Origin of the sequence: Streptomyces sp. NPDC001544 (assembly GCF_042894285.1) — a bacterium.
Classification (GTDB): Bacteria; Actinomycetota; Actinomycetes; order Streptomycetales; family Streptomycetaceae; genus Streptomyces.
Map to the genome: position 1 here is coordinate 109,862 of NZ_JBIAVN010000016.1, position 14,093 is coordinate 123,954.

Annotated in this window: 7 protein-coding genes; all 7 read right to left on the reverse strand. The window is 73.6% G+C overall.

Translation table 11 applies throughout. From position 1 onward, the window contains the following. Window positions 1–47: 47 nt before the first annotated feature. Entirely contained in the window at window positions 48–338 is a 291-nt protein-coding gene (locus tag ACFY0F_RS31020; RefSeq protein WP_388801563.1) for a WXG100 family type VII secretion target, read from the reverse strand. An 83-nt stretch (window positions 339–421) separates the two neighbouring features. After that, on the reverse strand, window positions 422–757 hold the full coding sequence (locus tag ACFY0F_RS31025; RefSeq protein ID WP_388801565.1) for a WXG100 family type VII secretion target: 336 nt from the start codon (window positions 755–757) through the stop codon (window positions 422–424). Between the two features lie 63 nt (window positions 758–820). After that, window positions 821–4,177: a right-handed parallel beta-helix repeat-containing protein gene (locus ACFY0F_RS31030; RefSeq protein ID WP_388801567.1), complete on the reverse strand. Its 3,357-nt coding sequence runs from the start codon at window positions 4,175–4,177 to the stop codon at window positions 821–823. 2 nt (window positions 4,178–4,179) lie between these two features. Then, a complete protein-coding gene (locus tag ACFY0F_RS31035) occupies window positions 4,180–7,239 on the reverse strand; it encodes a hypothetical protein (protein ID WP_388801570.1) in 3,060 nt (1,019 codons plus the stop codon). A gap of 1 nt (window position 7,240) precedes the next feature. After that, entirely contained in the window at window positions 7,241–8,578 is a 1,338-nt protein-coding gene (gene eccB, locus ACFY0F_RS31040) for a type VII secretion protein EccB (protein ID WP_388801573.1), read from the reverse strand. 10 nt (window positions 8,579–8,588) lie between these two features. Further along, entirely contained in the window at window positions 8,589–9,995 is a 1,407-nt protein-coding gene (gene eccD / locus ACFY0F_RS31045; protein ID WP_388801576.1) for a type VII secretion integral membrane protein EccD, read from the reverse strand. 58 nt (window positions 9,996–10,053) lie between these two features. Continuing rightward, window positions 10,054–14,031 carry a type VII secretion protein EccCa gene (eccCa, locus tag ACFY0F_RS31050; protein ID WP_388801579.1) on the reverse strand — a complete coding sequence of 1,326 codons (3,978 nt, stop codon included), beginning with the start codon at window positions 14,029–14,031 and terminating at the stop codon, window positions 10,054–10,056. Window positions 14,032–14,093 lie beyond the last annotated feature (62 nt).

Below are 14,093 nucleotides of genomic sequence, written 5' to 3' on the forward strand. Positions count from 1 at the left end.
TCACCTCCCGTCCGTAACCGAGGTTGCGGCCCCTTGTCAGCAAGGGATCACGACTCCCAGAGGTTCACGCCGTACTTCTCGCCGTGCACGTAGTGCTCGGTGATCGTCCCCAGCGACGAGGTGGCAATCCCGGCCTGCCGCTGCATCTCCTCCGCGGCCGCGTCCCACTTGGCCTTCGCGGCGTTGTAGGTGTTGCGCGCGTCACTGGTCCACTCCTGCAGGCGCTGCTTGGAGGAGTCGTCCAGGTTGCGGATCATCTCCTGGAGGTTCTTGGTGATGCTGTGCATCTCGCCCGCGACGAACTCCATCTGAGAGAAGTTGACCTCGTACGTAGCCATGCCCGTTCCTTTCGTTCAGAGGTTCTGTGGTCTCACCGGTCGGCCGACCGGCGCGCCCCGGGTGGGTTCGCGCCGGCCTCGGCTCAGAATCCGGGCAGTCCCGCGCCGATGGCCTGCTGGAGAGAGGTCGCCGCGTCGGTCGTGCTGGTGTGCACCCGGCCGTACTCGCCGGTCAGCGACTCGAGCTTCTCGGTGACGATCTGAAGCTGCTTCTTGACGGTGTCGCAGTTCTCCAGCCACGTGTTGAGGGCGTTGAGGAAGGTCGACCCGGCGTCCCCCTTCCAGGTGCTTTCCAGGGTGTTCACCTGGCTCTGCATGTTGGTGAACGCGCTGCCCGTCTCGGTGAGCGCCTGCTCGAAATGCGGCAGCGCCGCCCGCATTCCCTCTACGTCGACCGTTGTCGGCGAAACCTCAGCCATCGCTCATCCCTTCCTCGACTGGGTGGTGCACCGCGGCGTTCCCCGCTGCACCCTCTGCTGTGCTCAATCCTGCGCGGACACCGCACCCGCGAGGAACGGTGAACGGTCTTCGTTGCCTGCCGGTACGCGGAGCTGTGCCCGCGTGTCACCAAACGCCTCCGGAGCCGGGGCGGGATGCGGTGCCGGGATGTCCCGGGGCCGCAGGGCGGGCGCCTTCGCCCGCTCCGCGATGCGGTCCGCGAGACGGTGCGCGCCCCGGGCGCCGTCGGCTGGCGGCTGGGCGGCCAGCATGTCCGCAAGGGCGTCGCGGGTGCCCTCGCCGAGCTGGTGGCCGCGCCCGGCCAGGCGGCGGCAGACCAGCTCGGTGAGGTCTTCCGGCCCGTAACCGGGCAGGTGCAGGTACTCCGCGAAACAGTTGGCGGCGGCGCTGCCCTGCGGCAGCGCCGCACGGAGCGCGGTGGGCGTCGCCCGCAGCACCATCGCGGTTCGCGGGAAGCCACCCGCGGTGGCCACCACGGCGTCCCACACCGCCGTCCGCTCGTGCGCCGGCCGGGCGGTGAAGGCCGCGTCCAGTTCGAGTTCGAGCACTCCGCCCTCGGCTTCCTCGAACAGCGTGGCCACATGGGCCTGGGGCTGGTCCGTCCACCGGGCCGGAACCCGCGAGAGCGCGGCGCGGTGCACCGCCCCGTTGGGCAGGACGCCGGTCTCCGCGAGGCACTTCGCGTACAGCGTGGACACGGCGCGCCGGCCGCTGCCCTCCTCGCCGACGAGGGCGACGTTGGCGGCCGGGACGACCGGCCCGCCCTCGCGGCACGCCGCCACCAGGTCGTTGGTGCGCTTCAGCAGCGCCGCCCGCACGTCCCGCAGACCGCACAGCCCGGCCAGGCGGCGCATGGCGGGCGGTGGCTCGGTGGGCGGCTGGAACCCCGCCGCCCGCTGCGGGGCCGGCTCCGGCGCGGACTCCGGCCGGCCGGCGTCGCCCTCCGGTACGGGCCCGATGTCGGCCGCCTCCAGGCGGCCCAGCGCGGCCGTGTCACGCGGCGGGTCGACGGCGAGGCGCGACGCCTGGTTGCTGATCATGGTCTCGAAGAGCGAGCGGGCGACCCGGCCGTTGCCGAACGTCGGTCCCTTCGGGATGTTCTCGAAGTACCGGGTGAGGGCGTCCAGGGCGGAGTCGTCGAGTTCGTAGTAGTGCTTGCCGCACAGGCCCTGCACGATGGTGACCAGTTCGTCGACCTCGTAGTTGGGGAACTCCACCGTGCGGGCGAAACGCGACGCCATGCCGGGGTTGGACTCCAGGAACTGGTCCATCTGCTCGGAGTATCCGGCGACGATGACGACGATCTCGTCGCGGTGGTCCTCCATCAGCTTCATCAGCGTCTCGACGGCCTCCTGGCCGAAGTCGGGGCCGCTGCCCTTGGACTGGTTGGTGAGCGTGTAGGCCTCGTCGATGAACAGCACACCGCCGAGGGCCTTGTTGAACACCTCGGTCGTCTTGATCGCCGTGCCGCCGATGATCTGGGCGACGAGCCCCGAGCGGGAGACCTCGACGATGTGTCCCTGGCTGAGGATGCCGAGTTCGGCCAGGACGGTGCCGTAGAGACGGGCCACGGTGGTCTTGCCGGTGCCCGGCGGCCCCGCGAAGACCAGGTGACGGCTCATCGGCGGCATGGGCAGGCCCAGCTCCTCGCGCCGCTGTGTCATCTTGTTGAGGTTGATCAGGCCGTTGACCTCGCGCTTGACGCTCTCCAGCCCGACCAGCGCCTCGAGTTCGGCGAGCGGTCCGGTGCCGACGGGTCCGGAGCGGCGTTCGCGGCCCGGCGCCGCCGCCCTGTCCTGGCGCGTGCCGCCGCGTGCGGGGGCCGGCGCGTCGGGCGGCGGCTCCTCGTGGTCCTCGCCGCCCCTGAGCCGGTTGACTCCCGTGCCGCTGTTGTTGGCGACCTCGCAGCGCTGGATGCCGACCAGTTCGTCGGAGTTGCTGCGGACACCGTCGCCCACGTTGTCGACGATCGTGCAGTCGCTGAGGTCCGCCCGGCCCGACGCCTGGATGTTGACGCCGTGCCCCTTGGCGTCGTGCACCCGGCAGCCGGCCGCGGTGAGGGTGCCCCCGCCCAGCACCCTGGCCCCGTCCACCGAGGACCCCGTCAGCTCACTGTCCCGCAGCACCACCTCCCCGTCGGTGCCGACGAGCACGCCGGCGTCCGAGACGGTGGACGACTCCACCTCGGCCCGTGCCCCGCCGGACACGGCGATGCCCCAGTCGCCCGCGGCACGCAGCCGCACACCGTCGAGCCGGGCGGTGGAGCCCTCGTTGAGCTCCACGCCGGTGCCCTGGTGGAGGTCCAGGTCGCAGTCGCGCAGTTCCAGGCGGGTGGAGCCCGACCCGCGCAGTCCGGCCGAGCCGTCCTGGGCCGACAGCTCCTGGAAGACCGCGGTGGCGCCGCCGCTCAGCTGCGCCGTGCCCCGGGCGGCCCCGCGGACGCGGAGCCGGACGAAGGCCGCCTGGCTGCCATCCTCGAGGAGCACGGCCAGCGGAGTACCGGTGATCGCGCAGTTCTCCAGGCGCGGCTGGGAGGCGCCGGTCACCTGGAGCCCGCTGGTGGTCGCGGAGTCCAGGGTGCAGTCCCGCAGCACGGGGGACGCTCCACCGCTGACGTGCACCGACTGGCCGCCCGACCCGCTGAGGGAGCACTCGGTGAACGTGGTCAGGCCCGTACTGGTCAGATACGCGTCCAGGCTGGCGGAGCCGGTGACGGTGACGCGCATCAGTTCCGCCTTGGCCTGCTGCTCCACCACGACCGCGGGCTTCGCGCTCCCGGTCACGGTGGTGGACTCGACGGTGATCCCGCCCTGCCCGTTGACGCAGATCCCGTTCCCGCCGACGCGTTCCAGGACGCAGCCGCGCACGGTGAGGCGTCCGTTCTCGGCGACGACGACGGCGGAGGAACCCAGATCGGTGAGGGTGGTGCGTTCCACCGTGTTGGCGGTGGGCGCGGTCACCACGATCCCGGCGCCGCCGGGGTTGCTCGCCCGGCAGTCCCTCATCGCCAGCTGACCGGCCTGCCAGGCGATCACCGCGGCCCAGGCGTTGCCCACCACGGTGCAGCCGTCGAGTGCCGCCTGGCCACGGCGGACGTCCACGACGGCGGCGTTCGCGTCGGAACCGGCGAGCGTGAGGCCCGACAGCTGCACCGCTTCGGCGTCCACGACGACGGCACTGCCCACCGGCGACTCGAGCCGCACGCTGCCGGGGTCGCCGTCCGCGGACAGGGTGACCGCGCGGTTGAGGGTGAGGGCCTCCTGGTAGGTGCCGGGCGCGATGGAGATCAGCGCGCCCTCCCCGGCGGCGGCCAGCGCCTGGGACACGGTGCGGTAGGCACCGGGGTGGGTCATCGAGACTCTCAGGACCTGCCGGTTCACGGCTACGCCCCTTTCTGCGGCAAGGTACCGGCCGAGGCCCCGGGCTGCCGCGGCCCTCCTGGTGTGTTCGGTGGGGTCTGCAGCAGTCCGGGAGCGGCACGGAAGGCCGCCGCGTGCTCGTCGGGAAGCGGATCGCCCGTCCGCTCCGGGTCGTCACCGGCCTGCTTCCAGAACCCGTGGATCTGTTCCAGGCCCGCCAGCGCGATCTCGTCCAGCGGTACGCGGCCCTCGCCGACGCGTCCCTGCTCGTCGGCCTCGGACGCCGACAGCTCGCGCAGCATGATCGCCGGGCGGTCGCCGTCGACGGTGCGCAGCACCTTGAACCCGGTGCCCGGCGCGAAGACGACCCGGTCCGGGATCTCCGGCAACACCAGCGCGGTACGACGGGCCGTCAGTGACCAGATGAGGACGTCGGTGTTGCCGGCCAGGCCCCGGCGGACCGCGGACAGGGCCGAGAGGAACGAACGCTCGGTGAACGCCGTGCCCTCCCGGTACCAGGCGCGTTCGGCCGCGCTGAGGGTGGCCCGCAGCAGTGCGCCGCCCCGGTAGGACGGCAGCCTGCGCAGTCCGCCGGCGGCGCAGCGCGACAGCGGTACGTGCGGTCCGGTCGTCGCGGCCCGGATGGCCGCGTCGATGGCCGAGGTCGCACCCGAGAGGTACAGGCGGGCGGCCGCCAGGTCGGTCAGCGCGTCGCTCGCCGAGCTGCGCGGGCCGCCGTGCAGCCCCGGGGACTCGGACAGCAACCGGGTGACGAAGGCCGCGGCGGTGTCGTAACGGGCGCCGAGGCTCCGTCGCACCCAGTCGCGTTCCCGGTCGATGCCCTTCTCCGGTGGTACGACGTCGGCGGCGGGCGCGGGCGCGGGCTGTACCCGCGGGGCGCCACCGCCCTGTGGAGCACCACCGCCCTGCGGAACCGACGGCACGGGGGGTGGCGCGGCCACGGGCAAGGGGGCTGGAAGGGCGTCGTCCCCGGCCGGCTCGGGGGCCGCCGCGGGGGGTTGCGGCGCGGGCCGGACCGGCTGGGGGCTCGGTGACTCCAGGCGGATGCGCGGCGCCGCCGACGGTGCCGGGGCAGGTGTGGCCGCCGGACCGGGCGCGGGCGGCGGTACGTGCGGGGGCGCGGGGGTGGGCCCCGCCGGCGGGGGCACCGCCGGCGCGGACGGCCCCCCGGACGCCGAGGGGATGGCCGGTGCCGACGGCGGGGGATCCGTCGGCACCGGCACGGGGAGGACCGGTGCCGACGGCGGGGGATCCGTCGGCACCGGCGCAGGGGGGACCGGTGCCGACGGCGGAGGGGTCGTCGGTGCCGGCTGCGGGGTGTTGGTCTGCTCGGGTGCGGGGGCGAACGGCGCCGCGGACCCCGCCGGTTCATGCGAGGGCGGGGCGGCTGCCGGGCCCGTGGCGACGGGCGGCAGAGCGGGCAGGCCGGGGCCGGCCACCGACCGGGCCGTCGGCACCACGGACGGCTGCGGGGCGGCCTGCTCCGGTCCCGGCTGTGACGTGGGCACACGGGCCGGCGACAGGCCGTCGGGCCCCTGCTGGGGCTGGGCGGGCCGGCCCGCGACGGGGGCGGCCCCCTGCGTCCGGGCCGCCGGAAGGTCCGTCCACGCGCTCCCTCGTACCGAGGAGGACGGCGCGGTCCGCTCCGTGCTCGGCGCGGTCTCCAGGACGCGTCCGTCGGCCGGCCCGGGCTCGGCGGGGACCGGTCCCCCGGGCGGCAGCGGCGGCGGACCGCCCTCGGGGAACCGGCCCGCCTCGCTCGAGGGCATGATGCGGCCCTGCCGGCCGAACGAGGGGTCGAGGCCGCGCAGCAGTTCGTAGGAGATGTACCGCATACGGTCGGCGGCCATCGGGTTGGTCTCGTCGTACAGGATGGCGGGGTACACGGGATCGGCCGGCGCGAAGCGCACGGTGTGGCCGTCGGGCGGCTCCGCCGCCGGGCGCACCCACAGGCCGCTCTGCACGACCTCCAGGACCACGTCCGGGGCGTACTGGTAGACGCCGTGCCCGATGGCCGGGATGTCCCCCACCGGGACCCGGGTGTTCAGGGGCAGCGGGGCCTGTGCCCGGCCGCCGGTCCGCGAGCGCGGCAGGAAGCCGAACTGTTCGGCGTACGGCTGCCAGCCCAGCGTTCCGTCGCGTCCGATGGTGCGCACCACGGGCGTCCCGCCGTCCGCGCCGGGAGTGGGCACGCCCGCGTGGACGACGACGGGTTCGTCCAGCAGGTCGGCCAGGGCCTGACCGAGCGGTGTGCCGCTGGGGACGGCCACCGGACCGTAGGGCAGGAAGCGCACCATGGGCCGTGCGGTGGGGGGCAGCGTGTCCCAGAACGCGGAGACCTCCTCCAGCGGCAGGGCGGACGTCCCCGGGCTGCCGAGCGCCACCCCGATCTGGTCGGGGTGGCCGACGAACCGGTCGATCAGCCACTGACGGTGTTCGGGTGCGGCCGCGTCCTCCCAGGTGCCGCGGATCCACGCGCCGCCGGGCAGCGGCTCGACCACGCCGCCCGCGCCGGTCGGGCGCGGCCGGTCGGGCACCGAGAACTCCCACTGCGGCTTGGGGAAACGCCGTGACTCCGGTACCGACGGCATCCCCGGCCGGTACCGCAGCCAGCCCAGGCCGTGGCCGGCGGGGACGAACAGTGCCCCGCCCGCCGCGGGGACCACGGTCCCGTCGGGGGCGAGCACCACACGTTGCAGCCGGTCCGCCAGCAACTGGGCGGCCTGCTTGACGTCCTCCCGGGTACCGCGGCCGGGGACGATACGGAAACTGCCGCCCCGGCGGGCCAGGGACCGGGCGACCTTGTCCCACACCGCGTCCTCGGGGCTGGCGGGCAGGTCGAGGACGACGAGGGTGTGCTGGGGGTCGGCGGCCAGGCGCCGGGTGAAGTTCAGCGCCCGGCTGTCCACGAAGCCGCGCGGGTGGACCAGCAGCGCCGTGCCGACGCTCCGCGACTCCAGCGCGGGCCCGCCGGTGCCCGGCGCCATACGGGACAGCCTGGCGGACAGGCGGTGGCCGAAGTCGCCGCGCGCCGCCGGACGGTCCCCGGACCGCCCGGCCATCTCAGCTGCCTCCCTGGACGACGGCGGCGGCCCCGGCCCGGCTGAGCCGGGGGCCGGCGGGGATCAGGTCGAGGGTGGCGGCCGGGAGGGTCCGCGGGGTGATCCCGCTGTAGCCGAGGGCGTCCACGGCCTGGCCGACGAGCGGGTACTTCACACCCTGCTCGGTGATCAGGAAGGGCTCCGGGGTGCCGTAGTCCCCCGGCTTCTTCGGTGGAACGGCGAGGACCGCGTGGGCCGGCGGGACGACGACCCGGGTGCCCGCGGCGGTCACGCGTCCGGTCTCCCGTACGATCCGGCTGCGCACCCCCGAGTGGTCCACGGTCCGCAGCAGGCACAGCGCGGACCCGGCGTCGGCGGTGGCGTCGGTGCCGTTCAGCAGGTCGGGGATGCGGTGCAGCAGGGAGTCGTCGGAGGAGGCGCGGACGGCGGCGATGTCGGTGGGGCTGACCTTCCTGGCGTCCTTGCCGCCCGGTGCCGCGGCGAGCAGCGCGGCCTCGGTGGCGGTGAGGGAGGCGACACCGTCGTCCCTGAGGACGTAGAAGTGGTCGGTTCCGTTGACGACGGTGCGGAACAACTGGCCGACCCGTACCGCGGCGCCCCCCAGGGTGCCGCCCTCGGTGCCGGCCTTCGGGATCCGGGCGGGAGCGATGGTGGTGCCGGTGGGCAGCGCGTCCAGCCAGGCCGAGGGAGCGCTGACGGGCTGCTCGGTGTCCAGGCCGAGGGCGACGACCGAGGACCGGCCGTCGACGGGGTATTTGGTGTTCCGCCACAGCACGTAGCGGGTCCCGCCGGGGCCCGACACGAAGACCCGGGCGTCGTCCGGCACGCCCCGGGCGGACCGCGGGGCGAAGTCGAGCGCCTCGCCCGGACCGGAGCCGGTGCGCAGGCAGTCGGTCCACGCCCCGGTCAGCAGCGACGACGGCAGTGCGACGTCGTCGGGGGCGCCCGGGATCCCCAGGGGCGCCCCCCGGGGCACGTCGTCCATCGACGCACGGGAGACCTGCTGCACGGCGGTGTTGCCGCCGGCCAGCAGGAGCGCGGAGGCGTAGTTCGCGGTGGGGTGCAGCATGCCGCCGGCGTAGAGGTAGCGGTTGCCGGTCTCCTTCTCGACGACCAGTGCGCCGGCCTTCTTCCACGACGTGTTGTCGACGGGCTTGATCACCCCGTAGACCACGGAGACGAGGACGAGCAGGACGGCGGCGATGACGCCGAACATGCTGCCGAGCCCGGACCGGCGCATGGGTGTCTCGCCGGTTCCCGGGTCACCGGAGACCAGGGCCGAGGCCAGACGGCCGGTGGCGAACTGGTAGGCGTGCAGGTGGTCGCGTCGGCTTTGCACGGCTCCCCCCTCAGCTGACCATGGCGCGGAAGTAGGCGTACACGTGCAGCAGTTGCAGTGTCAGGGGCAGCAGGGCCAGCGCGGTGACCACCTCGAGGATGTCCGCGATGTGCCCCCACACCGGAAGCAGCCGGGTCGTGGGCAGCCGCCACGCTCCGACCAGCAGCGCTCCGGCGGCCACCAGCAGGGCCAGCAGCAGCGCGCACCCGACGGAGGGGGAGGCGGCCGACGCCCACGAGTACACCACGGTGAGCAGTCCGAGCGCGCCGCACAGGGCCATCGGAACGCGCTGCCAGGTCCCGTTCAGGTTCTTCGAGCGCAGCAGTGCCGCGCCGGAGAGGACCAGGGCGAACAGCCAGTGCAGCCAGCCGCTGTGCCGGGCCGGCAGGACGAACGCGGTCGCGCACAGCAGCCCGGTGGCGATGCTCATCACCGTGAGCATGGCGTCGGCGTTGGCGGCGCGCCTGCTGAGGAGGTGCTCCTCCTGGGGGTCGATGTCCTCCTGGAGTTCGTCGGCGTTGCGCGGCAGTTGCGGGACGCGCAGCCGGGCCAGTCGCAGCGAGGCCCTCGGCGCGAGGTGGCCGAGCAGGAAGAAGACGACCGCCACCGTCACCGTGCTGCCGGCCGCGTCCAGGCCGAAGGCGGCGGACAGCGTGCCGCCGGTCGTGGCGAGGACGGCGGTGAGCAGCATCGTGCTGGTGAGCGTCAGGGAAAGCCGGGGCAGGGCCAGCAACACCGCGGACATCAGGGCGGCGCATCCCCCGCCGAGCATGATGTCACCGGGGTGGGGCGACAGCAGGCCGGCCTCGCCGTGCAGGGCGGTCAGCCCGGTCAGGGCCGAGAACACACCGGTGCCGAGGCCGGTGATCAGCAGGGTGGTCCGGTCGGCGGGCCGCCGCTGGTCCAGGGCGCCGCCGACGCACAGGGCGATGGCGGCGATCGCGTAGAGCACGGGTACGAGCGCACCGTCCGCGGTGCCGGGGACGGCCACGGCGAAACCGGCCAGTACGAGGGCGGCGAGGGAGTGGAAGAGACGGCGGGTCAGTTCCGGACGCCACCGGTCGCGGCGGGAGGCGACGGCGTGGGCGACGCCGTCGGCGACGTCGTCGAACTCCAGCTCCGGCATCGGGTCGTCGGCGGGGCGCAGGTACAGGATGTCGCCGTGGACCAGTCCCGCGCTCTGCGGTGTGGCGTCGATGTCCAGCGGGGGCTCGCCCAGCCGCTGGAGTGTCCAGGTGCCGACGCCCCGGCCGAGGTCGGTGGGGATGTGCCGCATCAGCATCGCCAGCAGGGCGGAGACGGGTGTGGTGACGGGCACGGCGAGGTCGGCACGGCCGACCGGGCCGGCGATCGTCAGCCGGCACACCTCCGTGCTGACCGTCCGGCGGGCGCCGGGGGCGGAGACTGCGGTGGTCATGGTGCTCCTGGAGGACATGGGGGGTGACGGTGGCGTGGGCGGGTGGCGGGGGCCGCCGTCAGGGGCCTGCGTATCCGACCTGGATCAGCCGGATGCCGCGCCGGGTGACGAGCTGGGCGCGGCCGGGGGGAAGCGTCCGGGGCCGGGCCTCGCCGATGAACTTGCCCTCCTCCTTGGGATAGGAGTGCAGCAGGGCGGGACTGCCCAGTTCCCAGATGCGGCGCAGGACGGGGTCCATCATGGCCCGGGAGGCGCCCGAGGTGGAGCGGGAGATCACCAGGTGCAGCCCGATGTTGACGGAGTGGGCGAGCATCGGGGCCAGGGCGTTCAGCGGTGACTGCGTGCCCATGCCCGGGCCGCCGCCGTAGAGGTCGTAGTCGTCGACGAGCACGAACAGCCGGGGCCCGGTCCACCAGTCGCGGCGGGCCAGCCGTTCGGGCGCGATGTCGGCCCCGGGGACTCGTTTGCCGACCGACACCGCGGCGCTGCCGGCGAGCTGGGTGAGGCTGTCGCCGTCGACCGCGAAGCCGACCCGGTACTCCTCGGGAACGGCGCCGAACAGGTCGCGGCGGGTGTCGGCGAGGAGGATGCGGGCCTCGTCGGGGGTGAAGCGGCGGGTGATGGCGTCGATGGCCAGGCGCAGCACGTTCGTCTTGCCGGTCTCGCTGTCGCCGAACACCAGCAGGTGCGGCGTGGTGCCGAAGTCGTGCCACACGGGGGCGAGCCGCTGCTCGTCCCAGCCGAGGGCCACCCGCAGGTCTCCTTCCGGTGCCGGCAGTTTGGCCAGCGGCAGCTGGGTGGGCAGGAGCCGCACCCCGGGGGCCGAGCGCCCGGTCCAGAAGGTGTCGATCTCGGCGACGGCGGCCTTGGTCGCGGCGGTGAGGTCGTCGCCCCGCGGGGAGCTGTCCAGCCTCGGCAGCGCGCACAGGAAGTGCAGCTTGGCGTTGGTGAGTCCGCGGCCCGGCTGGTGGGGGACGGTGGCGGCGACCCTGGAGCCGTGCTCGGACTCCCCGCCGTCACCGAGCCGCAGTTCGAACTTGGTGCCGAACAGATCGCGGGCCCGGGGCCGGATCTCCGACCAGCGCACCGCCGAGGCGACGACGTGCAGTCCGAACGACAGACCGCGGGCGGCCAGATCGGTGATGCGCGGTTCGAGGTCCTCGAAGTCCTGCTTGAGGGTGCCCCAGTTGTCGATGACGAGGAACACGTCGCCGTAGGGGTCGTCGATCTCCCCGCTGTCGCGCCTGCCCCGGTAGGCCGCGATCGACTCCAGGCCCAGTTCGGTGAAGCGCCGCTCGCGGACCTCCAGCAGCTGGGTGAGCTCTTCGACGGTGCGCTGCACCCGGTCGCGGTCCAGCCGGGTGGCGATGGACCCGACGTGCGGCAGTCCGGCCACGGACTGGAGTCCGCCACCGCCGAAGTCGAGGCAGTAGAACTGCACTTCGCGGGGGGTGTGGGTGAGGGCGAGGGCGAGCATCAGGGTGCGCAGCATGGTGGACTTGCCGGTCTGCGGTGCTCCGGCGAGCGCCATGTGCCCGTCGGCGCCCGACAGGTCGGCCACCAGCAGTTCCCGGAGCTGTTCGAAGGGCCGGTCGACCATGCCGATCGGCACGCGCAGCTTGCCGAGCGCCGGGTGGTCGCTCGCGCTCATGCCGCGCTCGGGGTCGGGGACGATGCCGGGCAGCAGTTGGTCGAGGGTGGCCGGGACGTCCAGCGGCGGCAGCCACACCTGGCGGGCCGGCGGGCCGGCGCCCTCCAGCCGGCCCACGAGGACCTCCAGCAGGCTCTCCTCGTCGTCCGACGCGGGCTCCGTGGCCCGTGTCCCGGGTTCCTGGACGAGGATCTCCGCGGCCTCTTCCGACGCGTCCAGGGACGGCGGCAGGCGCTGCTCCATGCCGAACGCGACGATCTCGTCGCTGCCCTGTGCCGTCTCGGCGGGGCCGCCGGAGACGGTGGGGGACGCCGGGCAGGGGCCGGAGACGTAGGCCGCCTTGAAGCGGGCCAGATTGCTGGTGTCGATCTTCAGATAGCCGTTGCCGGGCGCCGACGGAAGCTCGTAGGCGCTGCCCACGCCGATCACACTGCGGGATTCCATGGAGGAGAAGGTGCGCAGCGCGATCCGGTACGACAAGTGGCCCTCGACCCGGTGGATGCGGCCCTCGTCCAGGCGCTGGGAGGCGAGCAGCAGGTGGACGCCGAGCGATCGGCCCAGGCGGCCGATGCTGACGAACAGGTCGATGAACTCCGGCTTGTTGGCGAGCAGTTCGGAGAACTCGTCGACGACGACCAGCAGCGACGGCAGCGGCGCGAGGGGGGTGCCGCCCAGCCTGGCCTTCTCGTACTCGAACAGGGACGAGTAGCCGCTCTCCCGCAGCAGTTCCTGGCGCCGCATCATCTCGCCGTTCAGCGAGTCGCGCATACGGTCGACCAGGTGCAGTTCGTCGGCGAGGTTGGTGATCACCGCGGAGGTGTGCGGGAGGCGGTCCATGTTCAGGAACGTCGCGCCGCCCTTGAAGTCGACCAGGACGAAGTTCAGCACTTCGGAGGAGTGCGTCGCGGCCAGACCCATGACCAGCGTGCGCACCAGTTCGCTCTTGCCGGAGCCGGTCGCTCCGATCAGCAGGCCGTGCGGGCCCATACCGGCCTGTGCCGACTCCTTCAGGTCCAGCTCGAGGACCTCGTTGTCCTCGGTGATGCCGATCGGTACCCGCAGGCGGGTGCTCTGCGGGCTGCGGGTGCGCCACAGCGCGGCCACGTCGAAGGAGCGCGGGTCGCGGATGCCGAGCAGGGCGCTGAGGTCGAAGTCGGTCTCCAGGGGCTGGTCGACGAGGTCGACGCCGCCGTTGGTGCGGAGCGGGGCCAGGACGCGCGCCAGGGACTCGGCCGCCGAGGGGGACAGCGAGTCGCTCTCGGCGGTGACGACGGTGTCGCCCGCGGGGAACTGGACGGTGCCGTCCTGGAGGGTCAGCCGCAGTACGTGCGGTCCGCCGGTCATGGCGCCGGTGGCGTCGAGAGTGACGACGTTGCGCAGTCCGGCGCCGAGCAGCCGCGAGGTCTCCGGGATGTGCACCCGGTAGGCCAGCACGACGACGAAGGGTTCACCTACCCGGGGGACGGCGTCGGGCTCGTGGTCGGGGCGGTCGGTCAGCTCGTGGCCGAGCAGGCTCAGCAGCGTGTCGGGGTCCTCCGCCACCAGTCGCAGCGGCCCGGTCGCGTCCTCCTCGTACGGGTGGAGGTTGTGCGGCAGCCACTTCAGCCAGCCCCACTCGGCGCGTCCCACCGCGTCGGAGAGCAGCGCGACACGCAGTTCGTCCGGCGAGTGCAGCACGGCCAACTGCCCGATCACGGCGCGCAGCAGACCCAGCGCGGCGGCTCCGTCGCCGGCGACCTCCACGCTGGTGAACCGGCGCAGCGGCAGCGTCACCGGAAGGTGCCCGACCGACTGGTAGGCCTTGGTGAAGCGCCGCAGCGAGATCGCCGACAGGGGTTCGAGGTCCTCCACCGGCTTGGTCCCCGGCGGCACCAGGACCAGGTTGGCGCGGCGGGAACCGAGCCCGATGCGCACGTCCGCGAAGTCCTCGTGACCGGCCCTGCGTTCCCACAGCCGCGTCTGGCCGGCCAGCACCAGCAGGTCCTGCGGGCGCGGGTTGTCCCACTGGGCCGCCGCCCGCTGCTCGGCCGCGGACTGCCGGACCCGCCTGCGCACCTGGGCCAGGTAGCGCAGGTAGTCCCGGCGTTCGGCGCGCATCTTCCGGCGCCGGTCGGCACCGCGCCGGCCGAGCTGGCCGAGCCCCATGCTGATCATGGCGACGCCCATCATCCCCGACATCATGTACGTGGTCGTCGAACGGGCACCTAGGGTGAACATCATGACCATGGCGCCGACGCCGAGGAGCATCGGGAGGAAGACCAGCGCCGAGCTGAGGTCGGCGGTCGGGGGTTCGGGGAGGATCGGGGGCTCGGCGAGCTCGATCTGGTCCTCCGGAGCCTCGGGGCCGGGAACACGAGGTGAGCGCTTCACGACCACGGTGCTCATGAGGCTGTCTCCTGCGGAGTGGGGGCTTTCAGGGTTCCGCGGCAGCACCGGCACGGTGTGGC

Excerpts from the sequence above, each read along its gene's own strand:
- ACFY0F_RS31020 (WP_388801563.1), bottom strand. The coding sequence starts at position 338 with ATGGCTACGTACGAGGTCAACTTCTCTCAGATGGAGTTCGTCGCGGGC.
- ACFY0F_RS31025 (WP_388801565.1), bottom strand. The coding sequence starts at position 757 with ATGGCTGAGGTTTCGCCGACAACGGTCGACGTAGAGGGAATGCGGGCG.
- ACFY0F_RS31035 (WP_388801570.1), bottom strand. The coding sequence starts at position 7,239 with ATGGCCGGGCGGTCCGGGGACCGTCCGGCGGCGCGCGGCGACTTCGGC.
- eccD (WP_388801576.1), bottom strand. The coding sequence starts at position 9,995 with ATGACCACCGCAGTCTCCGCCCCCGGCGCCCGCCGGACGGTCAGCACG.
- eccCa (WP_388801579.1), bottom strand. The coding sequence starts at position 14,031 with ATGAGCACCGTGGTCGTGAAGCGCTCACCTCGTGTTCCCGGCCCCGAG.